At 67.1% G+C, this 25874-nt stretch carries 30 protein-coding genes; 22 read left to right on the forward strand and 8 right to left on the reverse strand.

Annotated elements, in window-relative coordinates; all coding sequences use genetic code 11:
* Window positions 1-114: 114 nt before the first annotated feature.
* Together dut and coaBC are read right to left on the reverse strand one after the other, a co-directional pair.
* Window positions 115-564 (reverse strand): dUTP diphosphatase, encoded by a 450-nt coding sequence (gene dut, locus EV678_RS15000; protein WP_130460089.1) that lies wholly within the window; start codon window positions 562-564, stop codon window positions 115-117.
* Between the two features lie 18 nt (window positions 565-582).
* Window positions 583-1767, reverse strand: a complete 1185-nt coding sequence (coaBC, locus tag EV678_RS15005; RefSeq protein ID WP_130460090.1) for a bifunctional phosphopantothenoylcysteine decarboxylase/phosphopantothenate--cysteine ligase CoaBC — start codon at window positions 1765-1767, stop codon at window positions 583-585.
* 47 nt (window positions 1768-1814) lie between these two features.
* On the opposite strand from coaBC, the gene radC reads away from it, so the two are divergent.
* The 4 genes from radC to rpmG all read left to right on the forward strand — a co-directional run bounded on the left by radC (window position 1815) and on the right by rpmG (window position 3475).
* Window positions 1815-2492 (forward strand): RadC family protein, encoded by a 678-nt coding sequence (radC, locus tag EV678_RS15010; RefSeq protein ID WP_130460091.1) that lies wholly within the window; start codon window positions 1815-1817, stop codon window positions 2490-2492.
* Between the two features lie 72 nt (window positions 2493-2564).
* Complete coding sequence (locus EV678_RS15015; RefSeq protein WP_083833939.1) at window positions 2565-2939, forward strand: PilZ domain-containing protein; 375 nt, start codon at window positions 2565-2567, stop codon at window positions 2937-2939.
* 116 nt (window positions 2940-3055) lie between these two features.
* Window positions 3056-3289: a 50S ribosomal protein L28 gene (rpmB, locus tag EV678_RS15020; protein WP_014236623.1), complete on the forward strand. Its 234-nt coding sequence runs from the start codon at window positions 3056-3058 to the stop codon at window positions 3287-3289.
* A 30-nt stretch (window positions 3290-3319) separates the two neighbouring features.
* Window positions 3320-3475: a 50S ribosomal protein L33 gene (rpmG, locus tag EV678_RS15025; RefSeq protein WP_014236622.1), complete on the forward strand. Its 156-nt coding sequence runs from the start codon at window positions 3320-3322 to the stop codon at window positions 3473-3475.
* Between the two features lie 253 nt (window positions 3476-3728).
* Here rpmG and EV678_RS15030 read toward each other — a convergent pair whose 3' ends face one another.
* Both EV678_RS15030 and EV678_RS15035 read right to left on the reverse strand, forming a co-directional pair.
* Window positions 3729-4220, reverse strand: a complete 492-nt coding sequence (locus tag EV678_RS15030; protein WP_130460092.1) for a disulfide bond formation protein B — start codon at window positions 4218-4220, stop codon at window positions 3729-3731.
* Window positions 4221-4296: 76 nt separating this feature from the next.
* The gene (locus EV678_RS15035; RefSeq protein WP_130460093.1) at window positions 4297-5511 is read right to left on the reverse strand and encodes a DesA family fatty acid desaturase; all 1215 of its coding nucleotides are present in this window, start codon (window positions 5509-5511) and stop codon (window positions 4297-4299) included.
* 146 nt (window positions 5512-5657) lie between these two features.
* Between EV678_RS15035 and EV678_RS15040 the strand changes: the two genes are divergently transcribed.
* The 6 genes from EV678_RS15040 (at window position 5658) to EV678_RS15065 (ending at window position 11532) form a co-directional block, all read left to right on the forward strand.
* A complete protein-coding gene (locus EV678_RS15040) occupies window positions 5658-7871 on the forward strand; it encodes a putative bifunctional diguanylate cyclase/phosphodiesterase (protein ID WP_130460094.1) in 2214 nt (737 codons plus the stop codon).
* A complete protein-coding gene (locus EV678_RS15045) occupies window positions 7868-8155 on the forward strand; it encodes a hypothetical protein (protein WP_014236618.1) in 288 nt (95 codons plus the stop codon). The genes EV678_RS15040 and EV678_RS15045 overlap by 4 nt, the downstream gene beginning before the upstream one ends.
* 31 nt (window positions 8156-8186) lie before the next feature.
* Window positions 8187-8897: a winged helix-turn-helix domain-containing protein gene (locus EV678_RS15050; protein WP_014236617.1), complete on the forward strand. Its 711-nt coding sequence runs from the start codon at window positions 8187-8189 to the stop codon at window positions 8895-8897.
* Window positions 8884-10323, forward strand: a complete 1440-nt coding sequence (locus tag EV678_RS15055; protein ID WP_130460095.1) for an ATP-binding protein — start codon at window positions 8884-8886, stop codon at window positions 10321-10323. The genes EV678_RS15050 and EV678_RS15055 overlap by 14 nt, the downstream gene beginning before the upstream one ends.
* A gap of 165 nt (window positions 10324-10488) precedes the next feature.
* Window positions 10489-10698, forward strand: a complete 210-nt coding sequence (locus tag EV678_RS15060) for a hypothetical protein (protein WP_014236615.1) — start codon at window positions 10489-10491, stop codon at window positions 10696-10698.
* 636 nt (window positions 10699-11334) lie between these two features.
* Window positions 11335-11532 (forward strand): hypothetical protein, encoded by a 198-nt coding sequence (locus EV678_RS15065; RefSeq protein WP_014236614.1) that lies wholly within the window; start codon window positions 11335-11337, stop codon window positions 11530-11532.
* Window positions 11533-11605: 73 nt separating this feature from the next.
* Here EV678_RS15065 and EV678_RS15070 read toward each other — a convergent pair whose 3' ends face one another.
* Window positions 11606-12613, reverse strand: coding sequence for a sulfate ABC transporter substrate-binding protein (locus tag EV678_RS15070; RefSeq protein ID WP_130460096.1), 1008 nt, complete (start codon window positions 12611-12613; stop codon window positions 11606-11608).
* An 87-nt stretch (window positions 12614-12700) separates the two neighbouring features.
* Entirely contained in the window at window positions 12701-13204 is a 504-nt protein-coding gene (locus EV678_RS15075; protein WP_130460097.1) for a MarR family winged helix-turn-helix transcriptional regulator, read from the reverse strand.
* A 64-nt stretch (window positions 13205-13268) separates the two neighbouring features.
* Here EV678_RS15075 and EV678_RS15080 point away from each other — a divergent pair, with 64 nt between their 5' ends.
* The 3 genes from EV678_RS15080 (at window position 13269) to EV678_RS15090 (ending at window position 16656) form a co-directional block, all read left to right on the forward strand.
* Window positions 13269-14720 carry a DHA2 family efflux MFS transporter permease subunit gene (locus tag EV678_RS15080; RefSeq protein WP_235832481.1) on the forward strand — a complete coding sequence of 484 codons (1452 nt, stop codon included), beginning with the start codon at window positions 13269-13271 and terminating at the stop codon, window positions 14718-14720.
* Window positions 14721-14851: 131 nt separating this feature from the next.
* Window positions 14852-16186 carry a serine/threonine-protein kinase gene (locus tag EV678_RS15085; RefSeq protein WP_014236610.1) on the forward strand — a complete coding sequence of 445 codons (1335 nt, stop codon included), beginning with the start codon at window positions 14852-14854 and terminating at the stop codon, window positions 16184-16186.
* Window positions 16183-16656 carry a TssQ family T6SS-associated lipoprotein gene (locus EV678_RS15090; RefSeq protein ID WP_130460098.1) on the forward strand — a complete coding sequence of 158 codons (474 nt, stop codon included), beginning with the start codon at window positions 16183-16185 and terminating at the stop codon, window positions 16654-16656. Before EV678_RS15085 ends, EV678_RS15090 begins: the two co-directional genes overlap by 4 nt.
* A 72-nt stretch (window positions 16657-16728) precedes the next feature.
* On the opposite strand, the gene EV678_RS15095 is transcribed toward EV678_RS15090, so the two are convergent.
* Together EV678_RS15095 and purM are read right to left on the reverse strand one after the other, a co-directional pair.
* Window positions 16729-17046 (reverse strand): c-type cytochrome, encoded by a 318-nt coding sequence (locus tag EV678_RS15095; RefSeq protein ID WP_014236608.1) that lies wholly within the window; start codon window positions 17044-17046, stop codon window positions 16729-16731.
* Window positions 17047-17132: 86 nt separating this feature from the next.
* Entirely contained in the window at window positions 17133-18182 is a 1050-nt protein-coding gene (gene purM, locus EV678_RS15100) for a phosphoribosylformylglycinamidine cyclo-ligase (protein WP_130460099.1), read from the reverse strand.
* A 75-nt stretch (window positions 18183-18257) separates the two neighbouring features.
* On the opposite strand from purM, the gene EV678_RS15105 reads away from it, so the two are divergent.
* From EV678_RS15105 to panB, 9 genes are all read left to right on the forward strand, one after another.
* A complete protein-coding gene (locus EV678_RS15105) occupies window positions 18258-19337 on the forward strand; it encodes an AI-2E family transporter (RefSeq protein WP_130460100.1) in 1080 nt (359 codons plus the stop codon).
* A 16-nt stretch (window positions 19338-19353) separates the two neighbouring features.
* Complete coding sequence (gene hda, locus EV678_RS15110; protein WP_043798932.1) at window positions 19354-20025, forward strand: DnaA regulatory inactivator Hda; 672 nt, start codon at window positions 19354-19356, stop codon at window positions 20023-20025.
* A gap of 19 nt (window positions 20026-20044) precedes the next feature.
* Window positions 20045-20707: a histidinol-phosphatase gene (locus EV678_RS15115; protein ID WP_130460101.1), complete on the forward strand. Its 663-nt coding sequence runs from the start codon at window positions 20045-20047 to the stop codon at window positions 20705-20707.
* A 70-nt stretch (window positions 20708-20777) separates the two neighbouring features.
* Window positions 20778-22163: a polynucleotide adenylyltransferase PcnB gene (gene pcnB, locus EV678_RS15120; RefSeq protein WP_130460102.1), complete on the forward strand. Its 1386-nt coding sequence runs from the start codon at window positions 20778-20780 to the stop codon at window positions 22161-22163.
* Between the two features lie 15 nt (window positions 22164-22178).
* Complete coding sequence (gene folK / locus EV678_RS15125; RefSeq protein WP_130460103.1) at window positions 22179-22652, forward strand: 2-amino-4-hydroxy-6-hydroxymethyldihydropteridine diphosphokinase; 474 nt, start codon at window positions 22179-22181, stop codon at window positions 22650-22652.
* Window positions 22649-23008, forward strand: coding sequence for a DMT family protein (locus EV678_RS15130; RefSeq protein WP_130460104.1), 360 nt, complete (start codon window positions 22649-22651; stop codon window positions 23006-23008). Before folK ends, EV678_RS15130 begins: the two co-directional genes overlap by 4 nt.
* A 99-nt stretch (window positions 23009-23107) precedes the next feature.
* Window positions 23108-24238 carry a methyl-accepting chemotaxis protein gene (locus tag EV678_RS16565; RefSeq protein ID WP_014236569.1) on the forward strand — a complete coding sequence of 377 codons (1131 nt, stop codon included), beginning with the start codon at window positions 23108-23110 and terminating at the stop codon, window positions 24236-24238.
* 118 nt (window positions 24239-24356) lie between these two features.
* Window positions 24357-25031: a deoxynucleoside kinase gene (locus EV678_RS15140; protein ID WP_014236568.1), complete on the forward strand. Its 675-nt coding sequence runs from the start codon at window positions 24357-24359 to the stop codon at window positions 25029-25031.
* Window positions 25032-25035: 4 nt separating this feature from the next.
* Window positions 25036-25848 (forward strand): 3-methyl-2-oxobutanoate hydroxymethyltransferase, encoded by an 813-nt coding sequence (gene panB, locus EV678_RS15145; protein ID WP_130460105.1) that lies wholly within the window; start codon window positions 25036-25038, stop codon window positions 25846-25848.
* The last annotated feature ends 26 nt before the right edge of the window (window positions 25849-25874 follow it).

Consider the following 25874-nt stretch of genomic DNA (forward strand, 5'->3'; position numbering starts at 1 on the left):
AGGCCCGTCCTGCCTGCCTCCCGGGCCTACCCCCTGCCGCCGAATAAAAAGGCCGCGCCTCCTTGCGGAAGCGCGGCCTTTTCTCATTTCACAAGGCGCCGAGCGGCGCCGGGATCAGCCCTTGCCGGTGCTGCCGAAACCGCCGGCACCCCGGTCGCTGGCGGCAAACTCGTCCACCAGGTTGAACTGCACCTGCAGCACCGGCACCACCACCAGCTGGGCGATACGGTCCAGGGGATTGATGACGAAGGCTTCCTTGCCCCGGTTCCAGGTGGAGACCATGATTTCGCCCTGGTAGTCGGAGTCGATCAGGCCCACCAGGTTGCCGAGGACGATGCCGTGCTTGTGGCCCAGGCCGGAGCGGGGGAGGATCATGGCGGCCATGCCCGGGTCGTTGAGGTGGATGGCGATGCCGGTGGGAATCAGCTGGGTTTCGCCCGGATGCAGCTTCACCGGGGCCTCGATGCAGGCCCGCAGGTCCAGCCCGGCAGAACCGGGGGTGGCGTACTGAGGCGGGGTTTCGTGCAGGCGGGGGTCCAGCAGTTTGACGTCGACGGGATGCATTGTTTCTCCAGATAAAAATCAGTGGGGCAGACGCTCGGCAATGGCTGCGACGATGCTGCGGGCCACCTCGGTCTTGCTGGCGGTGGCCAGGGGATGGGCGCCGGCAGCATCGAACAGGACCACGGTGTTGTCCTCGCCGCCGAAGCCGTCGCTGATCAGGTTGCCCACCACCAGGGGCAGTTTCTTGTTGACGCGCTTGCCCTCGGCGTAGGTGGCCAGGTCGTGGCTCTCGGCGGCAAAACCGACGCAGAAGGGCGGCCGCGGCAGGGCCGCCACTTCGGCCAGGATGTCCGGGTTCTTCACCAGCTCCACCGTCATCGCAGCGGCGTTCTTCTTGATCTTCTGGGCGGACGGGGTGGCCGGCCGGTAGTCGGCCACGGCGGCAACGCCGATGAAGACGTCGCTCTCCCCGGCCCGGGCCAGCACTTCCCGCTGCATCTCCAGGGCGGCGCTCACCTCAACCCGCAGCACGCCCCGGGGGCAGGCCAGCCCGGTGGGGCCGGAGACCAGGGTGACGGCGGCGCCGGCCTGGGCACAGGCCCGGGCCAGGGCGTAGCCCATCTTGCCGGTAGACAGATTGGTGATGCCCCGCACCGGGTCCAGAGCCTCGAAGGTGGGGCCGGCGGTGAGCAGCACCCGCTTGCCGGCCAGGGGCTTGGCCTGGAAGAAGGCGATCAGGTCCTCGACGATTTCCGCCGGCTCCAGCATGCGCCCGGCGCCGACCTCGCCGCAGGCCTGGTCGCCGCAGGCGGGGCCCAACAGGGTGATGCCGTCCGCCGCCAGGGTGGCGGCGTTGCGTTGGGTGGCCGGGTTTTCCCACATCTGCCGGTTCATGGCCGGGGCCACCAGCAGGGGGCAATCCCGGGCCAGCACCAGGGTGGTGAGCAGGTTATCGGCCTGGCCGTGGGCCACCTTGGCCAGGAAATCGGCGGAGGCCGGCGCCACCAGCACCGCGTCCGCCTCCCGGGAGAGGTCGATGTGGGCCATGTTGTTGGCCATGCGCGCATCCCACTGGTCGGTGAACACCGGCTGGCCGGACAGGGCCTGGAAGGTCACCGCACCGACGAAATGGGTGGCCGCCTCAGTCATGGCCACCTGCACCGTGGCCCCCTGCTTCTGCAGCAGGCGGGTCAGCTCGGCCGCCTTGTAGGCGGCGATGCCGCCGGTGACGCCGAGGAGTATTTTCTTGCCCAACAATTCCATTGTCGTAATCGCTAGAATGGCTGATCCGCCCGATTCTACTTGAGATCATGGCAATCACCGACTGGCCCGAAGACGAACGCCCCCGGGAGCGGCTGCTGAAGCAGGGCGCCACCGCCCTCTCCGACGCCGAACTGCTGGCCGTCTTCCTGCGGGTCGGGGTGCGGGGCCAGAGCGCAGTGGACATGGCGCGCAGCCTGCTGCAGCGTTTCGGCAGCCTGACCCGGCTGTTTGCCGCCACGGCGGAGGAGATCAGCGCCGTGCCCGGCATGGGCAGCGCCAAGTACGCCCAGATCCAGGCCGTCCTGGAAATGTCCCGGCGCGCCCTGCGGGAGGAAATGGAGCGGCCCCATGCCTTCAATTCCCCGGGTGCGGTGCGCGACTACCTGCGGGCCCGGCTGGGCGGCGAGCCGCGGGAGGTGTTCCTGGCCCTGTGGCTGGACGCCCAGAACCGCCTCATCGCCGCCGAGGAACTGTTCCGCGGCACCCTGACCCAGACCGCTGTCTATCCCCGGGAAGTGGTGAAGACGGCCCTGGCCCGCAATGCGGCGGCCGTCATCTTCGCCCACAACCACCCCTCCGGCGTCGCCGAGCCCTCCCGGGCCGACGAACAGCTCACCGCCGCCCTCAGGCAGAGCCTGGCCCTGGTGGAGGTGCGGGTGCTGGACCATTTCGTCGTCGCCGGCAACGCCCAGCCCCTTTCTTTTTCCGAGCGGGGCTTGCTCTGATCTATATCAATAGTAAGAGGGGGTCTGTGGTTATACTGCGCGCTGACCAGATAACAACAATTCCCAATTGCAATGAAAGAACAGCGCCAATATGACCGGTATCCAGCCCGGTGGTCGTGCATGATCGTCCTCGACAGCGAGCCGGACCGGGTCTATCACGGCCGTACCCACGACGTTTCCCAGGCGGGCGCTGCCGTACTGACGGACCACAACCTGCACACCTCCAGCCAGTTCACCATGCGGCTGTCCGTGCCCCCCACCCACTCCCACGAACGCCCGCTGGTGCTGGAATTCCGCTGCCGCATGGCCTATTCGGTACACTCCGACCGTCACTGCTGCTTCCGGCATGGGGTACAATTCGTCGGCTTCACGGGCGCAGCCAAGGTTCAGCTGCAACGTGTACTCGCCCAGCATTTTTTACCCGGGACGGAAAGGTACGCCGGATAAGGCTTTCCGGCCTTTTTGCCGCCCCGGGCAAAAGGAAAACGCAAAAGAGGCTTGATATTATTCAGGCAGTTGCGCTACAATCGCGGGCTTTCCTTCCAAGTTTTCTGGAGCAAATCATGGCGCGTGTCTGCCAAGTGACGGGCAAGGCCCCGATGGTCGGGAACAACGTTTCCCATGCCAACAACAAAACCAAGCGCCGCTTCCTGCCGAATCTGCAGTATCGTCGCTTCTGGGTTGAGAGCGAAAACCGCTTCATCCGGCTGCGTGTTTCCAACGCCGGTCTGCGGTTGATCGACAAGAAGGGTATCGACGAGGTCCTGGTGGATCTGCGTGCCCGCGGCGAAGTGTAATAAGCGTTTCACGGTCTAAGGAGCTGCGACATGCGTGAAAAGATCAAGCTGGAGTCCACTGCTGGGACCGGCCATTTCTACACCACCACCAAGAACAAGCGTACCAAGCCGGAAAAGATCGAGATCAAGAAGTACGATCCCAAGGTCCGCAAGCACGTGATCTACAAAGAAACCAAGCTGAAGTAAGCCCCCCAAAGGCTTGGCTACCGGAAAACCCGCCCTTGTGGCGGGTTTTTCTTTGGGTCTTCGCCCCGGAGCACCGCCGCATACGAGCACCCGTTCTTTGCCCCCCGCTTTGCAGCCGGATTCGGGGCGGAAACGACACCTTGCCCCCCAACGCTGTCGGCCTCCCCGCCGGAAACAGCCGCCGCAAGCGAAAGCCGCAAACAAAAAGCCCGCCGAAGCGGGCTTTTTGTTTGCGGCAGGAAACGGCCTGCGATCAGCGACGGCGGCCGATGACCAGCAGGCTGACCAGCACCCCGGCAAAGCAGAGCACGGACCAGTTGGCCATGGAAAGCTGCAGGAAGGTCCAGTCCCGGGCCGAACAGAAGCCGGTGGCCATGAACAGGGGCGGATACTGCATGCCCAGCCAGTCCACCAGGCGCTCGATCAGGCTGGGATCGCCGTAGGCACACTCCAGGGCCGGGTCGGCCACCCATTGCAGCCAGGTCTGATACAGGGCCGTGGACATGCCGCCGACGGCGGTGACGCCGATCAGACCGAGCCACAGCCAGCGCAGCCGGGGCAACAATGCCCCGCCCAGGGCCAGGGCGGCCACCAGCAGGTAGAGCACACGCTGGAAAATGCACAGGGGACAGGGCTGCAGGCGGTCAAACTCCTGGATTACCAGGCCGGCGGAGACCAGGGCGACGCAGCCCACAGCGAGAAGCAGATAGCCGGGACGTCCGGCCAGACGGTTGAGCAGGGACATAGGGGATCGGACTTTCCTGAAGAAAAGGGCACCCCGCAGGGCGCCCCGTCATTGTGCCAGCGTTGGCCGCTCCGGCTCAAATGGCGTAGCGGCGCAGACGCAGGGACATCTCCTCCAGCTGGCGGATGCCGCTGCTTTCGGCCCGGCGGCACCAGTCCTGCAGGTGGGCCAGCAACTGCTCCCGGCTGGCGTTGCTGCGCTCCCACACCGCGCTCAGCTCCTCCCGCATGGCCACCAGGGTCTGCAACGGGCCGCTGCCCTGAACCAGGGCATCGAAGCGCTGGCGCAGTTCCGCCGGCATCCGTCCCAGGTCGCCGGCCAGCCAGCGCCGCGCGTCCCGGGCCCGCTTCAACTCCACCGCATCGAGACGCCCACGGAGGGCCCGCAACTCGTACTCGTAGGCCTGGCGCAGGGATTTGGCGTAACGGGTCATGAGATCGTAACGGTGGGTGATGAGGGCCTGCAGGGTATGGTCGTCCACCTGGGGCCGCAGGGAACGCAGCCGGGGCCGGGGCGCCACCTTCTTCACCCGGGCCAGGCCCAGGGCGCTCATCAGGCGGATGTAGCCCCAGCCGATGTCCACCTCGTACCACTTGGCGGAGAAGCGGGCGGAAGTGGCGAAGGCATGGTGGTTGTTGTGCAACTCCTCGCCGCCGATGACCAGCCCCAGGGGCCAGAGATTGGTGGAGGCGTCGGCGCAGGCAAAGTTGCGGTAGCCCCAGAAGTGGGCCAGGCCATTGACCACCCCCGCCGCCCAGAAGGGAATCCAGGCCATCTGCACCGCCCACACGGTGATGCCGGCGGCGCCGAAGAGCAGCACGTCCAGCACCAGCATGAGGGCCACGCCGAGCACCGGATGCCGGGCATAGACGTGGCGCTCCAGCCAGTCGTCCGGCGTGCCGTGACCGTAGCGGGCCAGGGTTTCGGCATTGGCGGCCTCGGCCCGGTACAGTTCGGCGCCTTCGGAAAGGACCTTCCACAGGCCCTTCACCTGGGGACTATGGGGATCCTCGGCGGTTTCGCACTTGGCGTGGTGCTTGCGGTGGATGGCAGTCCATTCCTTGGTCACCATGCCGGTGGTCAGCCACAGCCAGAAGCGGAAGAAATGGGAAGGCAGGGGCCCCAGATCCAGGGCCCGGTGGGCCTGGTGGCGGTGCAGGAAGACGGTGACGGCGACGATGGTCACATGGGTCATGCCCAGGGCCGCCAGCAGCACGCCCCACCAGGGCAGGTCGAGGGCGCCGGAACGGAGAAAGGCTAGGAGGGACGACAGGATATCGGCAAAGGCCATGGTTGGAACTACCCCTTGAAAAGGATGAATGACGCCAAGCGCCTGATTCGCAGCCATTTCCATGGCGCAGCGCAACAACCAGGCGGCGGGGCATTTGTTACACTGCCCCGACAAAAACAAGCAGTACACAATGAGGAGGAGACCTCTTGTCCCCGCAACACCCAAATGAGGACGTCAGCGGTGAAGACCAGCTGCGGCGTCTGCTTGCCCTGCTGGCCCATTGCCATGCCGCCGCCGGTGCAGCCGGCAGCGAAGCGGACCTGGCGGCCCGCATCTGCGACAGCCTGACCGGCTGCGGCGGCTACAGCCTGGCCTGCGTCGGTCTGCTGGAAAACGGCAGCCACCGGCTGGCGGCTGCCCGCCTCGGCGCCGATGCGGCAGCCGGCGCCATGCTTCCGTCAGACTGGCAGGACCTGGATCGGTTCCCCCAGTTTTCCGCCTTTGCCGGCTCCCTGTCCCTGCCCCTGGAAGCCGGAGGCAAGGCCCTGGGCCGGCTGCGCATCTATGCCGCCGCCCGCGCCCTGTTTTCGCCGGAGGAACACCAGCTGCTGCGGGACATCGCCACCCTGCTGGCCCTGGCCCTGGCGGTGCGCCGCTGCACCAGCGAGGCCGAAGCCGCCGCCCGCCAGGACGCCGGCGAGGCCCTGCGGCTGCGGGACCGGGCCGTGGAGTCCTCCAGCAACGGCATCATGATCACTTCCGCCACCCAGCTGGACCACCCCATCACCTATGTGAACCCGGCCTTCGAGCGCATCACCGGCTACAGCGCTGCCGAAGTGCAGGGGCGCAACGGCCGCTTCCTGGTGCGGGACGACCTGCAGCAGAAAGGCCTCAACGAAATCCGCGCTGCCCTGCGGGACCGGCGCGAGGGCCACGCCATCCTGCGCAACTACCGCAAGGACGGCAGCCTGTTCTGGAACGAGCTGCACCTGGCACCGGTGCTGGACGAGTCGGGCCAGAGCACCACCCATTTCGTCTCCGTCATCAACGACGTCTCCGACCGCATCCATTACCAGGAACAGTTGGAATACCAGGCCACCCACGACGTCCTCACCGGTCTGGCCAATCGCAGCCTGCTGGCCGACCGCATCAGCCAGGCCATCGCCCTGGCGCGCCGGGACCGGCGCCTGGTGGGCGTCATGCTGCTCGACCTGGACCGCTTCAAGGTGATCAACGACGGCCTCGGCCACGCCCCGGCCGACAAGCTGCTGAAGACCGTGGCCGAGCGCCTGCAGGCGGCCGTGCGCGACACCGACACGGTGGCCCGCCTGGGGGGCGACGAGTTCGTCATCGTCGTCGGCGACATCCTGGACGCGGACGACGTGGCCGTGGTGGCCGGCAAGATCCAGCGGGCCCTGGCCCAGCCCTTGTTCGTCGAGGGCAAGGAGCTGTTCGTCACCGCCTCCATCGGCGTCAGCCTGTTTCCCCGGGACGGGGAAACAGGAGACATCCTGCTGCGCAACGCCGACGTGGCCATGTACCGGGTCAAGGAATACGGCCGCAACAACTACCGCTTCTACCTGCCGGAAATGAGCAGCATGGCCCTGGACCGGCTGGACATGGAGGGTAACCTGCGCCGGGCCCTGGAGACCGACGAATTCCAGGTCTACTACCAGCCCAAGGTGTCCCTGCAGCAGGGCACCATCGTCGGCGCCGAGGCCCTGCTGCGCTGGATGCACCCGCGCATCGGCCAGATCAACCCCAACGAGTTCATTCCCCTGGCCGAGGAATCGGGCCTCATCATTCCCCTGGGAGAAAAGGTCATCGAACTGGTGTGCCGGCAGATCCGTGCCTGGCGCGAGGAAGGCCTGCCGCCCCTGAAGGTGGCCATCAACATCTCCGCCCGCCAGTTCCGCCAGGAAAACCTGGGGGAGACGGTGCGCCGGCTGCTGGAGGAATACCAGGTGCCCGGCGAGATGCTGGACATCGAATTGACCGAATCCATGGTCATGCACGACACCGACCACGCCGCACTGACCCTGCGGGAGCTGAAGGACCTGGGCGTGACCTTGTCCCTGGACGACTTCGGCACCGGCTACTCCAGCCTCTCCTACCTCAAGCGCTTCCCCATCGACTGCCTGAAGATCGACCGCTCCTTCGTGCGCGACATCAACTCCAACGCCGACGATGCTGCCATCGCCAGCGCCGTCATCGCCATGGCCCACAGCCTGGGGCTCAATGTGGTGGCCGAAGGCGTGGAAACGGCCGAACAGCTGGCCCTGCTGCGCCAGCACGGCTGTGACGAGTTCCAGGGCTACTTCTTCAGCCGGGCAGTGCCCGCCGGCGACTACGCCCTGCTGCTGCGCCAGGGCAAGACCCTGGCCGATGCGGAAGCGGCGCCGGACGGGGACCTGGCATGAGCGGCAAGACCCTGCACTGGGCCCTGGTGGACCGGGAGGCCCTGGCCGAACACCTGCACCCGCGGCAGATCAAGGATTCCCTGGCCACCCCCGCCCTCAGCCTCTATCACTGCAAGGAGAGCGGCCCCGGTGGCCGGGACAGCATCGCCGTCTCCCTGCCCGACGGCCAGTGCCTGCTCATCACCCTGCCCGAGCCCGCTGCCGGCCATCCGGAGCGGCGCAAACGGAGTGGCGCCGCGGGGGCCGCCAACGGCAAGGACACCCAGCCGCCAAAGTCGGGGTAAACTCGCGTTTTCCCCTTCCGCCTGGAGCGTCATGGCCGCCCCCCGCATTCTTCTGGTCGAGGACGACGAGCGCCTCGCCGAGCTGACCGCCGAATACCTGAGCAAGAACGACTTCGAAGTCGCCATCGAACCCCGGGGCGACACGGCCTGCACCCGCATTCCCGCCGACAATCCGGACGTGGTGGTGCTGGACGTGATGCTGCCCGGCAAGGACGGTTTCGAGGTCTGCCGCACCGTGCGCCCCCATTACCAGGGCGTGATCCTCATGCTCACCGCCCGGGACGAGGACATGGACCAGATCCTCGGCCTCGAGCTGGGCGCCGACGACTTCATCTCCAAGCCGGTGCAGCCCCGGGTGCTGCTGGCCCGGGTGCGGGCCCTGTTGCGCCGGGCCGGCCCCAGCGAGGGCAGCGAAGGCGGCGGGGCCGGCGACGAGCTGGTGTTCGGCCGTTTCCGCATCAACCAGGCCACCCGCAGCGCCGAACTGGGCGATGCGGCCATCGACCTGACCACCGCCGAGTTCGACCTGCTCTGGCTGCTGGCCTGCCACGCCGGCACCGTGCTGTCCCGGGACGACCTGCTGCAGCGCCTGCGGGGCATCGGCTTCGACGGCCTGGACCGCTCCATCGACGCCCGCATCTCCCGCCTGCGCAAGAAGCTGGGGGACGATCCGGATAATCCGGCCCGCATCAAGACCGTGCGCGGCAAGGGCTACCTGTTCTCCCGGCATGACTGGAATTGACCCCCGCCGCCTGCCGGAGCAGGAGGTAGAGGCAGCGCCGGAGGACAACAGCCCGGGCAAGGAACGGCGGGAGTCGGAACAGCGCTTCGCCCGCCTCTCCCGCGCCCGCTACAGCCTGTCCCGGCTGTTCTTCAATTTCTACCTGCTGGCCATGGGTTCCTTCGTCGGCATCGCCATGATCGCCGACTTCGCCATTTCCACGGCCCTGCAGGGCATCACCGACGACTACGCCAAGCGCTTCATGCGCGGCACCATCGTCCTCATCGAGGACGAGCTGCAGCGCTATCCCCGGCACCAGTGGGAAAAGCAGATCAAGGCCCTGGACGAGAAATTCGCCTACCGCCTGGTGCTGGAAGACCTGGACCAGGTGCTCCTGCCGCCCAAGCAAAGGGAAAAGCTGGAACTGGGCGACATCGCCATCGACTCCCACCGGGACATCATGTTCCACCGCATCCGCGGCGGCGACAAAGTGCTGGTGGTGGGCCCCCTTTCCCCCGACCTGAACCCGGAGTACCAGCGCGCCATCCCCCTGGAACTGCGCATCCGCCTGATGACCTGGACCGCCATCGGCCTCGGCTTCGCCGTCCTGGTATGGATCTGGATCCGGCCCATCTGGCGCGACCTGGAATCCCTGCGCCAGACCGCCCGGGCCCTGGGCGAGGGCCGTTTCGAGACCCGTGCCCCGGCGGCCCGCAGCAACCTGTTCGCGCTCCTGGCCGACACCCTCAACGGCATGGCGGAGCGGGTGCAAAAACTCATCGCCGCCCAGCGGGAGCTTTCCAGCGCCATCTCCCATGAACTGCGCACCCCCATCGCCCGCCTCCGCTTCGCCCTGGAAATGGCGGCCGACACGGACTGCCGCGACGAACGCCAGCGCCACTGGAAAACCATGGAAGAGGACCTGGAGGAGCTGGACAACCTGATCGACTCCAGCCTCACCCACGCCCGCTTCGAGCGGGAGCGCCCCACCCTCAACCTCACCTCCATCGCCCTGGTGCCCTGGCTGGAGGAGGAGGTGGACGACCTGCGCATACTGGCCGGTCAACTGGCGGTGGAGGTGGACCTGGGCCATCTGCCGCCCAACCTGATGGCCCGCCTGGACCGCAAGTCCATGCCCTACGCCGTGCGCAACCTGCTGCGCAACGCCTTCAAGTACGCCAAGACCCGGGTCCGGGTCAGCGCCGAAGTGCAGGAAGGCCAGGTGCAGATCCACGTCGAGGACGACGGCATCGGCGTACCGGCGGACGAACGGGAACGCATCTTCGACGCCTTCACCCGTCTCGACCGCTCCCGGGACCGCACCAGCGGCGGCTACGGACTCGGCCTGGCCATCGTGCGCCAGGTCATGGAGGCCCACGGCGGCCATGCCAGCGCCGGCGAGTCCAGTCTCGGCGGCGCCCGCTTCACCCTCTCCTGGCCGGGCTGAAAGCCCGTGCCCAGGCGGCCCGGGGCCGCTGGCGTTACATTGCGTTACAAACGCTCACGCTAGCGGCCATGACGCCAGGCCGCGTCCTGCCTAGAATGCAGCCCATACCGTGCCGGATGGCTCCACGGCCGTCCGCGGTATGCCCGCTCCACTAGCCCATCTTCAATGCCCCTCCCATCCGTCCCCGACTGCCTGCTGCGCTGCAAACGCCGTTTCAAGGCCACCTTTCCGGCGGCGGAGAGCCTGGGCGTCCTGCTCGGCATCCTGGGTTTCGACCTGGTCACCGAAGGCCGCGCCAACCTGCCCAAAGCCCTGCTGGCCACCGCCCTCTTCGCCATCGCCGTCATGGCCTGGCGCTTCTGGCGGCGGCGCTGAGCGCCCCGCTCCCCGCGCCACTGCCGAACGGCCCCGCCCCCTCGCCTGCCAAGGCTGCACATGGGGCATTACAAACCGTCAAAGTCCCTCACCCCCGGTTACACAACCCTCCTGCAATCGCCACAGACGGCAGCCGGGGGGCTCCCTAGAATGGATTCTGCGTTGACAGCGCATGACTCCCCCAAAGTCCCATCCACCTCCCCCCCTTCGGATGGGCACCCTCTCCACCCCACCTCCCCCGGTGGGGTTTTTTTTGCCCGGATTTTCCGCTCCGGGTCTGTCTCCCGTCACACCCCGGGGGCTGTTACAAATGGAGAGGAGGACCGCCACAGACCGTTACACAAGGGCCCAGGAATCGCCACAGACGGCACCGCCGGGCCTGCCTAGAATGCATCCATGCGTTGACAGCGCATGACTCCCCCAAGACCCATCCCCTCCCTCCCTGGATGGGCCTCCTCTCCAACCCCGCCGCTCTCGGCGGGGTCTTTTTTTGTCACGCTGTCACACGCGGTCATCAAAGCGCATGTGCCGTTACCGGTCGCTACAGGGAGGCGACAGACGCAACCCGGGGCCCTGCCTAGAATGACCCCATCGACAACTACAAGGGCCCAGGCCCTCGCCTCCGGGAGAATCCACATGCAAGACAAGACCATGACCGCCAATGCCCGCAAGATCCTGCTGCTTACCGCCAGCGCCTTTTGCCTGTCGTCCGCGGGGGCCTATCTGGCAGCGGAAACCTTCAAGAGCGGCAACGAACGCCGCACCACGGAGCGCACCCAGCAGCGCGGCGACAACGACAGCCGTGCCAGCACCAACCTGGCCCTCGGCCGCTAAGCCCCAATCATTCAGAAAGAAGCCCCGGCCTTCCTGAGGAAGGCCGGGGCTTCTTGTTTGTGGTGCCGAAGAATCAGCGCTTGGTCTGGATCTGGTCGTAGATGGCGCCGTCGGCGAAGTGGGCCTTGGTGGCATTGGTCCAGCCACCGAACAGCTGGTCGATGGTGAAGAGATTCACCTTGCCGAACTGCTTGGCGTACTTGGCCGCCACCTTGGGATCGATGGGCCGGTAGTAGTTCTGGGCAGCGATTTCCTGGCCGGCCGGGGTGTAGAGGTATTCCAGGTAGGCCTGGGCCTGCTTGCGGGTGCCGTGCTTGTCCACATTCTTGTCCACCACGGCCACCGGGGGCTCGGCCAGGATGGAGAGGGAAGGCGTGACGATGTCGAACTTGTCCGGCCCCAGTTCCTTCACCGCCAGATAGGCCTCGTTTTCCCAGGCGATCAGCACATCGCCCTGACCCCGCTCGACGAAGGTGGTGGTGGAGCCCCGGGCGCCCGTATCCAGCACCAGCACATTCTTGTACAGCCGGGCGACGAAGTCCTTGGCGCTGGCGTCATTGCCGCCCGGCTGCTTGAGGGCGAAGCCCCAGGCCGCCAGGTAGTTCCAGCGGGCGCCGCCGGAGGTCTTGGGATTGGGAGTGATGACGCCGATGCCCGGCTTCACCAGGTCGTTCCAGTCCTTGATGCCCTTGGGATTGCCCTTGCGCACCAGGAAGACGATGGTGGAGGTATAGGGGGAGGCATTGTGGGGCAGCTTCTTCTGGTAGTCGGCGGCGAGCAGGCCGCGCTCGGCCAGGGGATCGATATCGCCGGCCAGGGCCAGGGTCACCACATCGGCCTCCAGGCCGTCGATGACGGAGCGGGCCTGCTTGCCGGAACCGCCGTGGGACTGCTTGATGGTCAGGGTCTCGCCGGTCTTTTCCTTCCAGTGCTTGATGAAGGCGGCGTTGAAGTCCTGGTACAGCTCCCGGGTGGGGTCGTAGGAAACGTTGAGCAGGGTGGCGTCGGCCAGGGCCTGGCCGGCGAAAGCCAGGGACAGGGATGCTGCCAGGGTGGCGATGAGCTTGCGGGGGTGAGCCATGATTTCTCCCAGGAGGTGATATGCGATGGGAGAAGTCTAGGGCGCCCTTTTTATAAGAAGAAATACTGTTTTGTAAATTGGTTATATCTATAAAGGAATATCAGACCCACTCTCCGGATCGACAGCTCCTTTGGCCAGCAGGCCTTCGGCCCGCTCCCGGACCGTTTCCAGGATGTCGATCATGGCCTCCAGCTGGGCCGGTTCCAGCCCCGCCAGCAGTTCGGCCCGCAACTCCTCCACCGTGGCTTCCATGCTCTCCGCCAGCTCCAGACTGGCGGCAGTGAGCACCACCCGCTTGCTGCGCCGGTCCCGGGGATCGGACTGGCGCTGCAGCCAGCCCTGCTTTTCCATGCGGTCCAGGAGGCGCACCAGGGTGGGCGCCTCGATCCCCAGGCGCTCCGCCAGGACGGCCTGATTGCAGCCTTCCGGCTGGCGCCGCAGGGCAATCAGGGCGCGCCAGCTGGCCTGGGAAAAGCCCAGGGGCCGCAGGCGCCGGTCCAGGGCTGTGCGCCACAGAGCCGCCGTCTGGTGCAGCAGGACGGAAAATCGCTGTTGGGGCGGGAACGTCGCTTCAGGCTGGTGGTCTGACATATAGTTAGCATGCTAATTATTTACTGATACAATCATTTTACTCAGCCCCCGCTCCGGAGTCACCGTGTCATTTTCAAGCTCTCCCCGCGGCCTGGAAGCCCTGCAGGCCCGCCATGGCGGACGTTACCCCTGGCTGGTCCTGGCGGCCATGGCCTGCGGCATGGTCACGGCCGTGCTTTCCGCCACCATTTTCAACGTGGCCATTCCCGCCCTCATGGCGGACTTTCACCTGGGCCAGGACCGGGTGCAGTGGGCCGTCACCGGTTACATGGCCGCCATGACCGTGGCCATGCTGCCCACCGCCTGGCTCATCGAGCGCTACAGCTTCCGCCGGGTCTTCCTCGGTGCCGTGCTGCTGATCGGCATCGGCAGCCTGGGCGGCACCATGGCCTGGAACTTCCCCTCGGTGGTGGCCATGCGCATCGTCCAGGGCCTGGCGGCCGGCCTGCTGCAGCCCATGAGCACCCTGCTGGTGCTGCGCCTCTTTCCCCTGGAACGCCAGGGCCGGGCCATGGGCATCCTGGGTTTCGGCATCATCCTGGCGCCGGCGGTGGCACCCATTGCCGGCGGCTTCCTGGTGGACCATTTCGGCTGGCGCGCCATTTTCCTCATCACCGTGCCCGGCAGCCTCGCCGCCCTGGCGGCGGGCCACCTGCTGCTGCCCCACAAGCCGCCAGCCCGGGCCGAGCACCCCTTCGACTGGACCGGTCTGTCCCTGCTCACCCTGGCCATCCTCAGCCTGCTGCAGACCGTCGGCAGCCTCCACGCCCACGGCCTGCTGTCGCCCCAGAGCGGCATCGGCGCCCTAGTGGCGACCGCCGGCATCGCCCTCTTCCTGCGCCACGCCCGCCGGGTGCCCGGGCCGATCCTGGCCCTGGGCCTGTTCAGCGAACGGGCCTTCGCCATGGGCACCCTGGTGTCCTTCATCTTCGGCGTCGGCCTCTATGGTTCCACCTATCTGGTGCCGGTGTTCCTGCAGAGCATCCTCGGCTACAACGCCGCCACGGCGGGCCTGGCCCTGCTCCCCGGCGGCATCGCCCTGGCCCTCATGACCCCGGGAGCCGGCTACCTGGCGGACCGCATCCGGCCCCATCGGCAAACGGCCCTGGGGCTGCTGCTGTTCGCCATCTCCTTCGTGCTGCTGGCGCTGCTGGCCGGCATTTCCCTCTGCCTGCCCCTGCTGCCCACCCTGATGGGCACGGTGGTGATCGGCCGCATCGGCCTGGCCCTGATCCTGCCGGCCCTCAACCTGGGCGCCCTGCGCCCCCTGGCCCAGCGCCTGGTGGGCCAGGGCTCGGCCCTGCTCAATTGCACCCGGCAGCTGGGAGGCACCCTGGGCATCAGCCTGGGTGCCGTCTATGTGGAATGGCGCAGCAACCACCTGGGCCAGCCGGCCGGCAGCGCCCAGGCCTTCGCCGAGGTCTTCGCCCTGGTGGCCCTGGCCTTCTTCCTGGCCCTGGGCGGGGCCCTGTCCATGGGCAAACCGGCCACGGCGGCCACGGCCGCAGGACGCTAAGCCGGCCCGGCGCTGGGGATGGTCAGGGGGCGGACAGGTTCTGTTAAACTTGCCCGTCAGAGTTCGGACCCCGGGGTGGAGGGAGCTGTTGCCGTCCCGGATTGACCGACCCCAATTTCCGTAAGAAGCGCATGACCATTCAACAACTGGGCCGCTACCGTATCGACGGAGTACTCGGCGAGGGAGCCATGGGCGTGGTGTACCGCGCCTTCGATCCCCTGCTGGAACGGGTCGTGGCCATCAAGACCATCAAGTTCGACGCCAGCCTGTCCGAGAAGGAGAGCTTCGAGCGCCGCTTCTTCCGCGAGGCCAAGTCGGTCGCCCGCCTCAGCCACCCGGCCATCGTCACCCTGTACGACGCAGGCAAGGCGGAGGACGTGGCCTACATGGCCATGGAATTCCTCGAAGGCCGGGAACTGCGCCGCTTCATCAGCGAAGCCGGCCCCCTGCCCTATACCCGCATCGCCGACATGATGGCCGCCGTTGCCGACGGCCTGGACTACGCCCACCGCCAGGGCGTGGTGCACCGGGACATCAAGCCGGCCAACCTCATGGTGCTGGCCGACGGCGCCGTGAAAATCACCGATTTCGGCATCGCCCAGCTGCAGACCGGCAGCAAGACCATGACCGGCCACATGCTGGGCACGCCCAAGTACATGGCGCCGGAGCAGATCATGGGCCATCCGGTGGACGGCCGGGCCGACATCTTCTCCCTCGGCGTGGTGCTCTACCAGTGGCTCACCGGCGTCGCCCCCTTCGACGGCGAAACGGTCACCACCATCATGTACCGGGTCATCAACGAAGGTCCGGTGCTGCCCACCCGGCTCATGCCGGAACTGCCGCCGGGCTTCGAGGCCATCCTGGCCAAGGCCCTGGCCAAGTCGCCGGAGGAGCGCTACCAGACCGCCGGCGAACTGGCCGCCGACCTGCGCCGCTACGCCGAGCTCGGCTCCCCCGGCCCGGTCCTCGGCCTGGCCGCCCAGGCCCAGCCCCAGCCGCGCATTCCGCCCAGCCCGTCGGAAGATCCGACCATGCTGCTGGCCCACCCGTTCACGGACACCAACCCCCTCAGCCTCTCCCCTGCGCCCCAGGAAGCACCAGCCTCGCCGCCGGCCCGCCGCGGCAAGGCGCTGTGGCTGGGCATCGCCGCGGTGGCCATCGCCGGCGGCGCATTCGCCCTGCTACCCACGGAACGCAGTGCCGGCAACGGCGCCACGCCTGCCCCTGCGGCCAGTACCGCAGCGCCCGAACCCCAGCCCGCCGCCCGGGTGGACCTGGCCATCGCCCCCTGGGGCGAAGTGGTGGTGGACGGCGAACCCAAGGGCATCTCGCCGCCCCTGGAAAGCATCGAGCTGCTGCCGGGCCACCACGAGGTGGAAATCCGCAACGGCCAGTCCGAACCCCATCGCCTGACCCTGGAACTGGGCGCCGGCGACACCTACAAGATCAAGCACAAATTCAAATGAGCACACCTACCGCCATGCGATCCCTCTCCTCCCTGCTGCTTGCCTCCTTGCTGGCCCTGGCCGGTTGCGCCAGCCAGAACACCCCGCCCCCGGCCGCCGAACCGGCGCCCCCGCCCGAAGCCGCCAAGCCGGCCGAACCGGTGAAGACGCCGACCGCGCGCAAGGCCGAGAGCGAACTGGCCCGGGGCATCAGCGCCTACGAAAACGGCGACTACAAGAGCGCCGGCCAGACCCTGCAACAGGCCCTGGACCTGGGCCTGCCCAACCGCATCGACCAGGCCCGGGCCTACAAGCACCTGGCCTTCATCGCCTGCGCCTCCCGCCAGGTGGACAGCTGTAAGGCCAACTTCCGCAAGGGCCTGGCCGCCTACCCCAAGCTCAGCCTGACCAAGGCCGAATCCGGCCACCCCATCTGGGGGCCGGCCTTCCTCGAGGTGAAGGCGGAAAGCACCAGGAAAAAGGCCAAGTAGGCCTTTCCTGCAGACGCAAAAAAGCCGGCAATCGCCGGCTTTTTTGTTAGCTTTGTCGGGATCAGCCCAACTTCACTTCAGGCTGAGAATCCATTTGGCCAGGGTGGTGGCGTCGGCCTCGGAAATGGCCGGGTTGGGCGGCATTTCGGCACCGCCCCAGACGCCCTTGCTGCCGCCGCGAATCTTCTTCGCCAGATCGGCTTCGGCGGTTTTCACGCCGGCATACTTCTGGGCCACGTCCTTGTAGGCAGGGCCCAGGACCTTGGCGGAGACCTGGTGGCAGCCGACGCACAGCTTGGCCTTGGCCAGTTCTTCGGAAGCCTGGGCCAGATTGGCGGACAGGCCGGCGGCCAGGATCAGGCCGGTAACGATGACAGCGGATTTGCTCACTTCTTACCTCCAAGCGGTTTTTTTTATGGGGAAACCGTAGCTTGCCCGGACACCGCAGCCCGGGCAAGTCCTGTATGCGGTGAGGCTCAGTTCACCTGGGTCTGGGCCTCTTCGCCCTGACGGGCGCGGATGTCGCCGATCTGCCACACCTTCTCGCCGGCGGCCTGCAGCAGCTGGATGGCCTGGCGGGCGTGTTCCTGGGCCACCACCACCACCATGCCGATGCCGCAGTTGAAAACCCGGTGCATTTCGTCGTCGCTGACATTGCCTTCGGCCTGCAGCCAGTCGAACAGCTTGGGACGCTGCCAGGAGGACTTGTCCAGGATGGCCACGGTATTTTCCGGCAGCACCCGGGGCACGTTCTCGGTCAGGCCGCCGCCGGTGATGTGGGCCATGCCCTTGACCGGCAGGGTCTGCAGCAGGGCCAGCAGGGGCTTGACGTAGATGCGGGTGGGGGCCATCACGGCATCGGCCAGGGTGGCCTCGCCGTCGAACTTGGCGTTGAAGTCGGCGCCGGAACGCTCGATGATCTTGCGCACCAGGGAGTAGCCGTTGGAGTGGGCGCCGTGGGAGCCCAGGCCCAGCACCACGTCGCCGGGGACGATGGACTTGCCGTCGATGAGCTTGCTCTTTTCGGCGGCGCCGACGGCGAAACCGGCCAGGTCGTATTCACCATCCGGGTACATGCCGGGCATCTCGGCCGTCTCGCCGCCGATGAGGGCGCAGCCGGCCTGTTCGCAGCCGGTGGCGATGCCCTTGATGACGTCGGCCGCCGCATCCACGGAGAGCTTGCCGCAGGCGAAGTAGTCGAGGAAGAAGAGGGGCTCGGCACCCTGCACCAGGATGTCATTGACGCTCATGGCCACCAGGTCGATGCCCACGGTGTCGTGGCGGTTGAGCTGGAAAGCCAGCTTCAGCTTGGTGCCGACGCCGTCGGTACCGGACACCAGCACCGGCTCCTTGTACTTCTTCGGCACTTCGAAAAGGGCGCCGAAGCCGCCGATGCCGGCCAGCACGCCTTCCCGCATGGTCTTCTTGGCGAAAGGCTTGATGCGCTCGACGAGGGCATCGCCGGCGTCGATATCCACGCCGGCGTCACGATAGGAAAGGGAGGTCTTGCTGGTATCTTGGGTCATGGTCGGGAAGGGCCTGGCATCCGGAGTGATAGAATGGGCGCCGGAAAGCTATTGAAAACCCGCATTTTAGCCCAAATGACCGAAGATCGGCCCGACAACCGCACCCAAAGACTGCAGGCCCTGCTCTGGCTCGGCTTTGCCGCGGCCTGCGTCTGGCTGCTGCTCGCCCTTTCCCCCATCCTCACCCCCTTCCTGCTGGCCGCCATCCTGGCCTACATCGGCAACCCGGCCACCGGCTGGCTGGCCCGCCACCGGGTACCCCGCCCCCTGGCCGCCCTGCTGGTAATCCTGGGCCTGATCGGCGCCCTCACCCTGCTGGCCCTGACCCTGGTGCCCCTGCTGCAGAAGGAAGTGAGCCTCATCGCCGAGCGCCTGCCGGCCACCCTGACCCTGCTGCAGACCAAGCTGGACCCCTGGCTGCAGAAGCGCCTGGGCATCGACCTGCCCCTGGACCCGGCCAGCTTCAACGCCCTGGTGCGCAAGAACCAGGATGCGGCCCAGCAGATCCTCGGCCACGTGCTGACCACCCTCGGCAGCAGCGGCCTGGCCCTGGTGGCCTTCGTCGCCAACCTGCTGCTCCTGCCGGTGGTCATGTTCTACCTGCTGAAGGACTGGGACAGCCTCCTGCACCGTATCGAGGACCTCATTCCGCGCCGTTTCCACAACCTGGCCCTGCGTCTGGCCCGGGAAGTGGATGCGGTGCTGGCCGAGTTCCTGCGCGGCCAGCTGGCGGTGATGCTGCTGCTGGCCCTCTACTACAGCCTGGGCCTGTGGCTGGCGGGGCTGGAGTTCGCCCTGCCGGTGGGCCTGCTCACCGGCCTGCTCATTTTCATTCCCTACGTCGGTTTCGCCACCGGCCTGCTCCTGGCCCTGGTGGCGGCCCTGCTGCAGTTCCAGGGCCTCGGCCTGGTGCTGGCGGTGGCCATCGTCTATGGCGGCGGCCAGATTCTCGAAAGCGTGGTGCTGACCCCCTGGCTGGTGGGCGAGCGCATCGGCCTGCATCCGGTGGCGGTGATCTTCGCCCTGATGGCCTTCGGCCAGCTGTTCGGCTTCTTCGGCATCCTCATCGCCCTGCCCGCCTCCGCCGCCCTGCTGGTGGGCCTGCGGGAACTGCAGCGGCATTACAAGGCCAGCCCCTTCTACCTCAACTCCTGACCCCATGCTGCCCCCCATGCGTCAATTGCTGCTGGACCTGATGCCCGAGTCTCCGCCCTCCCTGGCCAACTTCGTCGGCGACGGCAACGAGGAGGCCCTGGCGGCCCTGGCCGACTGGTTCTCCGGCCCCCAGCCCCTGTTCCTGCTGTGGGGCGAGGCGGGCAGCGGCAAGAGCCACCTGCTGCAGGCCTCCGGGCTGCATTATGTGGACGGCGCCCAAGACCCGCTCCTGGCCGGCGCCCCGGCCGAGGCCGAGGGCCTGGCGGTGGATAACGTGCAGGCCCTGGCCGAGGCCGGCCAGATCGCCCTCTTCAACCATTTCAACCGCCTGCGCCTGGCCGTGGAAAACGGCCGGCCGGGCAAGCTGCTGGTGGCCAGCGACCAGCCGCCGGCGGCCCTGCAACTACGGGAAGACCTGCGCACCCGCCTCGGCTCGGCCCTCATCTTCCGCCTGCGCCCCCTCTCCGACGAGGAGAAGCTGGCTGCCCTGGCGGCCCAGGCCGCCGACCGGGGCCTCAAGCTCTCCCGGGAAGCCCTCACCTACCTGATGAACCGCAGTTCCCGGGACATGCGCACCCTGGCCGCCCTGCTGGCGGCCCTGGACCGCTACTCCCTGGAACACAAGCGGCCCATCACCCTGCCCCTGCTGCGCGAAGTGCTGCAGCATGCCGGCGACTCCACCGTCTAACCCTTCCGAAACAGGCACGATGAATCTCGCACTCTTTGATCTCGACAACACCCTCCTGGCCGGCGACAGCGACTTCGAGTGGGCCCAGTTCCTCATCGGCCAGGGCGCCCTCGACGGCGAAATCCACGCTGCCCAGAACGAGAAGTTCTACGAGCAGTACAAGGCCGGCACCCTGGACATCTACGAGTTCCTTGATTTCCAGCTGAAGCCCCTGGCCCGCCACTCCCGCGCCCAGCTGGACGCCTGGCACCAGGAATTCATGGCCCGCAACATCCGCCCGATCATGACCGACCAGGCCCGGGCCAAGGTGCAGGAGCACCTGCAGCGGGGCGACCTGGTGCTGCTGGTGACCGCCACCAACGCCTTCGTCACCGGCCCCATCGCCCGGGAATTCGGCATCCACCATCTCATCGCCACCATCCCGGAACAGCGGGACGGCCAGTTCACCGGCGGCGTGCGCGGCACCCCGTCCTTCCAGGACGGCAAGATCACCCGGGTGGAAGACTGGCTCGAAGCCCAGGGCCTCAACTGGGGCAGCTTTGCCGACAGCTGGTTCTACAGCGACTCGCGCAACGACCTGCCCCTGCTGGAAAAGGTCAGCCGCCCGGTGGCGGTGGACCCGGACCCCATCCTCAAGGCGGAGGCGGAACGGCGCGGCTGGCCGGTAATCAGCCTGCGCTAACCGCCCCGTACGGATATAATGCCTTGTTTTTTCAGGCGGACGAACCGCCAGATTGCATAAAAAAACCTACATGATCCGCAAACTAATTTCCCGGGTGTTTGGCGGCAAGAACAACGCCGGCAAGAGCGAAACCCGGAACGCCCGTAGCGGCGGCCACGGCGACAGCGCCGCCGTCATCCCCGTCAAGAACCACGGCATCCGCCGCGAGCAGCTCAGCTCCGGCGCCCGCCGCACCGTCGAAGGGCTGCAGAAGGCCGGCTACAAGGCCTACGTGGTGGGCGGCGCCGTGCGCGACCTGCTGGCCGGCATCCCGCCAAAGGATTTCGACGTGGCCACCAACGCCACGCCGGAACAGGTGCGGGCCTGTTTCCGCCGCTCCCGCATCATCGGCCGCCGCTTCCAGATCGTGCACGTGATGATGGGGGCGGAAACCCTGGAGGTCACCACCTTCCGCGCCATCCACGCCAGCAACGCGCCCACCGACGAACACGGCCGGGTGCTGCGCGACAACGTCTTCGGCACCATGGCGGAAGATGCGGCCCGCCGCGACTTCACCGTCAATGCCCTGTACTACGACCCGGCCGACGAGACCATCCACGACTACCACCACGGCGTCGCCGACCTCAAGCAGAAGACCCTGCGCATGATCGGCGACCCCAAGGTGCGCTACCGGGAAGACCCGGTGCGCATGCTGCGGGCGGTGCGCCTGGGGGCCAAGCTGAACCTGGCCATCGACCCGGCCGCCCGGCGTCCCATCCGGGAGATGTCCGAGCTGATCGAAAACGTGCCGCCGGCCCGCCTCTTCGACGAAATGCTCAAGCTGCTCACCTCCGGCTACGCCGTGCGCTGCGTCAAGCAGCTGCGGGAAGAGGGCCTGCACCACGGCCTGCTGCCCCTGCTCGACGTCATCCTGGAGCAGCCCCTGGGCGAACGCTTCGTCATGCTGGCCCTGGCCAACACCGACGAGCGGGTCCAGGCCGGCAAACCCACCTCCCCCGGCTTCCTCTTCGCCACCCTGCTGTGGCACGAAGTGCTGGGCCAGTGGGAAAAGAACAAGGCCAACGGCGAGCGCCCCATTCCCGCCCTCTTCGCCGCCATGGACGAGGTGCTGGACGTGCAGGCGGAAAAGCTGGCCATCACCCGCCGCATCGCCGGCGACATCAAGGACATCTGGGCCCTGCAGCCCCGCTTCGAGGCCCGCTCCGGCAAGAAGCCCTACGCCGTGCTGGAACAGCCCCGCTTCAAGGCCGGCTACGATTTCCTGCTGCTGCGCGCCGAGTCGGGCGAGGTGGACAGGGAGCTGGGCGAATGGTGGCGCCGCTTCCTCAACGCCGAAGGCGAAGAGCGCCAGGCCATGCTGCTGCCCGAGGCCAAGGGCGACAAGAAGCGCCGGCGTCGGCGCAAGAAGCCGGCCGGCGGTGGTGCCGGCGCGGGCGAAGGCGGCAGCGGCGACTAGGCCGCGGCGAGTTCCATGCATCGCGCCTTCATCGCCCTGGGCGCCAATCTGGAAGATCCGGCAGCCCAGGTCCGCGCCGCCCTGGCGGACCTCACCGGCGACGGCGACATCGCCCTGGTCGCCGCCTCCTCCCTCTACCGCACGGCCCCCATCGGCGCCGACGGCCCCGACTACATCAACGCCGTGGCGGCGGTGGACACCCCCCTGCCGCCGGCCGGGCTGCTGTCCCGGCTGTTCGCCGTGGAAGCCCATTTCGGCCGCACCCGCAGCTACCGCAACGCCCCCCGCACTCTGGACTTGGACCTGCTGCTCTACGACGACCAGGTGCTGGACGGCCCCGAACTGACCCTGCCCCACCCGCGCCTGCATCTGCGCGCCTTCGTCCTGGTGCCCCTGGCGGAGATCGCTCCGGACCTGGCCCTGCCCGGCCGCGGCAGCGTCGCTGCCTGGCTGCCGGCGGTGGCCAACCAACGGATCGAGAAACTATGAGCCTGTGGACCGAACTGCCGGTGCTGTGGAAGACGGTATTGCTGCTCTCCGCTTCCAACGTCTTCATGACCTTCGCCTGGTATGCCCACCTGAAGAACCTGGCGGACAAGCCCTGGTGGATCGCCGCCCTGATCTCCTGGGGTATCGCCCTCTTCGAATACCTGCTGCAGGTGCCGGCCAACCGCATCGGCCATACCGATCTCACCCTGGCCCAGCTGAAGATCCTGCAGGAAGCCATCACCCTCACCGTCTTCGTGCCCTTCGTCGTCTTCTACATGGGCCAGCCCCTCAAGCTCGATTATCTGTGGGCCGGCCTGTGCCTGCTGGGGGCCGTTTACTTCATATTCCGCAGCTGATCCGGTCAGGAAATGCCAGCTTGCGGCTTATTTCATAACCACACTCTTATAAAGGCTATTAATATCTCCCTTTGCTAATAGTCAAAATAACTTAGGGAGATGTCTGTGGCATTGTTCGGCAACAACCAGCGGCAACGAGAACTAGAAGCGGCCCTTGCCGCCCTGCAGAACGAGAACGCCAGCCTGCGCTCCCAGGTGGCCAATCTGGAAAACGAGCAGCAGACCCTGGAGCAGAAGTGCCACGCCGCCGAAACCGTGGCCCGGGGCTGGGAAAAGCTGCTGCACAACCTGGACCGCTTCGGTTCCAGCCTGGCCAAGTCCCAGGGCACCATGGCCGCCATGGCCCACAGCCTGAAGACGGAAAAGGAAGAGGCCGTCACCGCCGGCCGCATCACCACCGACAGCCAGGCCCAGATGCATGGCATCAGCGCCAACCTGAGCCAGCTGGCCCTGCAGTCCCAGACCACCATGGGCCAGGTCGAAGGCCTCAATGCCAGCACCGAGAAGATCGGCAGCATCCTCAACCTGATCAAGGAAATCGCCGACCAGACCAACCTGCTGGCCTTGAATGCCGCCATCGAGGCGGCCCGGGCCGGCGAGGCGGGCCGCGGCTTTGCCGTGGTGGCCGATGAGGTGCGCAAGCTGGCCGAACGCACCGCCACCGCCACCAACGAGATTTCCGGCCTGGTCAGCGCCATCCGCCACGACACCGTCTCGGCCCACGCCAGCATCTCCTCCCTGGCCAAGGAGGCGGACCACTCCAGCCACGAGGGCAAGCAGGCGACGGAGAACCTGGACAACATCATCGGCCTCTCCCGCCACATCGAGACCGCCGTGGCCGTGGCCGCCCTGCGCAGCTTCACCGAACTGGCCAAGATGGACCACCTGGTGTTCAAGTTCGAGGTGTACAAGGTCTTCATGGGCGCCTCCCAGAAACGTCCGGAGGATTTCGCCGTGCATACCTCCTGCCGCCTGGGCAAGTGGTACTACGAGGGCGAGGGCCGGGAGTGCTTCTCCCTGCTGGACGGCTACCGGGCCCTGGAAGCGCCCCACATCAACGTGCACAAGAGCGGCAAGGAAGCCCTGGAACGCCTGCGCCTGGGCGATTTCGACGGCGGCGTGGCCCTCCTGGAGCACATGGAGGCGGCCTCCGAGGAGGTCCTGGACTGCCTGGAGCGCATGGCCCAGGCCGGGGAGCAATCCCCCGACGTGCTCTGCCTGGAACACTGAGGCCGGACGGTCCGGGCCGCCCCTCTGGCCTCCCGGACCTGCCTGCCGTACCATAGAGCCGCCGGGCTGGACCCGGCGCTTTTTTTCCCGTCCCGACCCACACCCCATCCCGCCGCCCATGCCCGGTACCCCAGCCCGCAACCTGCTCGAGCACGCCCGCAACATCGTGGTGGAAGGCCCCATCGGCGTCGGCAAGACCAGCCTGGCCCGGCGCCTGGCCGAGCATCTGGGCCAGAGCAAGGAATGCCAGCTGCTGCTGGAGCAGCCGGAACTCAACCCCTTCCTCACCCGCTTCTACCAGGAGCGCAGCCGCTACGCCCTGCAGACCCAGCTGTTCTTCCTCTTCCAGCGCCAGGACCAGCTGCGGGACCTGGCCCAGCCGGACATCTTCCGCCAGACCGTGGTCTCCGACTTCCTCTTCGAGAAGGACCCGATCTTCGCCCGCCTCACCCTGGCCGAGGACGAGTACAAGCTCTACCGCCAGATCTACGACACCCTGGCGCCCCAGGTGGTGTCGCCGGACCTGGTGATCTACCTGCAGGCCAGCCCGGAAAACCTCATCGCCCGGGTGAAAAAGCGGGGACTGGACATGGAGCGGCGCATCGGCGACGTGTACCTGACCCAGCTGGCGGAAAGCTACAGCCGCTTTTTTTACGGCTACAATGCCGCGCCGGTGATGATCGTCAATTCCGACCGACTCAACTTCGTCGATCAGGACCGCGACTTCCACCTCCTCCTGGAACGGCTCGCCGCCATGCGCGGCCACCGGGAATACTTCAACCGGGGAGAATGAACCCATGTCCAGCCAATCCACGACCCGCCGCCTGACCATCACCGACATGGCCAAGCTCAAGGCCGCCGGCGAAAAAATCGCCATGCTGACCTGCTACGACGCCAGCTTTGCCCGCCTCTGCGACAACGCCGGGGTCGATACCGTGCTGGTGGGCGATTCCCTCGGCATGGTGGTGCAGGGCCACGATTCCACCCTGCCGGTGACCCTGGCCGACATGGTCTACCACACCGCCATGGTGGCCCGGGGCTGCGACCGCCCCCTGATCATCACCGACATGCCCTTCGGCACCTACCAGGAAACCCCGGAACTGGCCTTCCGCAACGCCGTGCAGCTGATGGCCGCCGGCGCCCAGATGGTCAAGATCGAGGGCGGCGAGGACATGGCCGAGACGGTGCGCTTCCTCACCCACCGCGGCATCCCGGTATGCGGCCACATCGGCCTGACGCCCCAGTCGGTACACCAGCTGGGCGGCTACCGGGTCCAGGGCAAGGACGAGGCCGGCGCAGCCCAGCTCAAGGCCGACGCCCTGGCCATCCAGGCCGCCGGCGCCAGCATGGTGGTCCTGGAGGCCATTCCCCAGGCCCTGGCGGCCGAGGTCACCGCCCTCCTGCAGATCCCCACCATCGGCATCGGCGCCAGCGTGGAGTGCTCCGGCCAGGTGCTGGTGCTGCAGGACATGCTGGACATCGCCCCCGGCCGCAAGGCCCGCTTCGTGCGCAACTTCATGACCGGCCAGCCCTCCGTGGCTGCCGCCATCGCCGCCTACGTGGCGGCGGTGAAGGACTGTACCTTCCCCGCCGCCGAACACTGTTACTGAGTCACCCCACCGGCAACGGGCCGCCA

This window comes from Azospira oryzae (assembly GCF_004217225.1).
Lineage (GTDB): Bacteria > Pseudomonadota > Gammaproteobacteria > Burkholderiales > Rhodocyclaceae > Azospira > Azospira oryzae.